The sequence below is a fragment of the Deinococcus pimensis DSM 21231 genome (assembly GCF_000519345.1).
GTDB lineage: Bacteria > Deinococcota > Deinococci > Deinococcales > Deinococcaceae > Deinococcus_A > Deinococcus_A pimensis.
Map to the genome: position 1 here is coordinate 14,428 of NZ_KI912656.1, position 1,113 is coordinate 15,540.

Here is a 1,113-nt window from a genome sequence, read left to right on the forward strand (position 1 = left end):
GCGGGTCGCCGTCCCGGAAGCGCTCCACGACGGACGCGGCGGCCGTCACCGCACCCACCGCCGGGACTCGCCGAGCAGGTCGTCTCGCGAGTCGGGCTTGCCGATGCGTTCGAGGTGCGCGGTGTCGTTGAAGCACATCAGGGTGCCGCCGCCCTCGCTGAGCGCCACGCGCGTGATGGAGGTGTTCGCGACGGACAGACGCGCCCAGACGTCCTTCTCGTGCCCGCCGATGGCGAGGCTCACGGCGACGCGCACGACGCCGCCGTGCGTGACGACGAGGATCCGCTGGCCCGCGTGACGGGCGCGCAGCTCCTCGAAGGTGCGCGCGGCACGCGACGCGAGGTCGGCCATGCTCTCGCCCTCGGGGCGGCGGGCGTACCAGGGGTCGGAGCGCAGCGACGCGACGTACTCGGGAAATTCCGTCTCGATCTCGCGGCGCACCTTCCCCGCGAGGAGGCCGACGTCGATCTCGCGCAGACCCGCGTCCACCTGAACCTCCGGCGAGCCCGCCAGGGTCCGCGAGACGGCCTGGGCGGTGTCGTAGGCGCGGGCGAGGTCGCTGGAGTACACCGCGTCGAAGTCCATGCCGGTGAGCCGCCCGGCGAGGCGCGCGGCCTGCTCGCGGCCCGTCTGGGAGAGGTGCACGTCCGTCTGGCCCTGGTAGCGTCCGGCGGCGTTCCACTCGCTCTCGGCGTGACGGATCACCCAGAACTCGGTGTGGGCGGCGGCGTCGAGGGGCGCGAAACCCGTCGGGGTGGGGTGGGTGCTCACGTCAGGCGTTCCCCCCCTCGAAGCGCACGCCGGAGCCGCGTTCGAGCTCCCCGACGACGTACGGCGTCTCCCCCGCCGCGCGGAGCGCGTCCAGCGCCTGCTGCTGCTGCGCCGCCGGGACCATGAAGAGGAAGCCGAGCCCCATGTTGAGCGCGCGGTAGCCCTCCTCGCGGGACACGCGGCCGCGCTCCAGGATGAGCTCGAACAGGGGCGGCACGGGCCACGAGCCCTCCCGGACGACCGCGCCGAGCCCCTCGGGGAACACGCGCGGCGGGTTGTCCACGAGGCCGCCCCCGGTGAGGTGCGCCATGCCGCGTACGTCCACGTCCGCCGCCACGAGCG

General features: G+C 74.3%; 2 protein-coding genes. Both read right to left on the reverse strand.

Going from position 1 to position 1,113, the window contains the following annotated elements; translation table 11 throughout:
• Nucleotides 1-45: 45 nt before the first annotated feature.
• The gene (locus DEIPI_RS0116005; RefSeq protein ID WP_027482437.1) at nt 46-771 is read right to left on the reverse strand and encodes a histidine phosphatase family protein; all 726 of its coding nucleotides are present in this window, start codon (nt 769-771) and stop codon (nt 46-48) included.
• Nucleotide 772: 1 nt separating this feature from the next.
• The coding region (locus tag DEIPI_RS31740) for an AIR synthase-related protein (RefSeq protein ID WP_045234500.1) at nt 773-1,113 on the reverse strand (341 nt) is incomplete at its 5' end.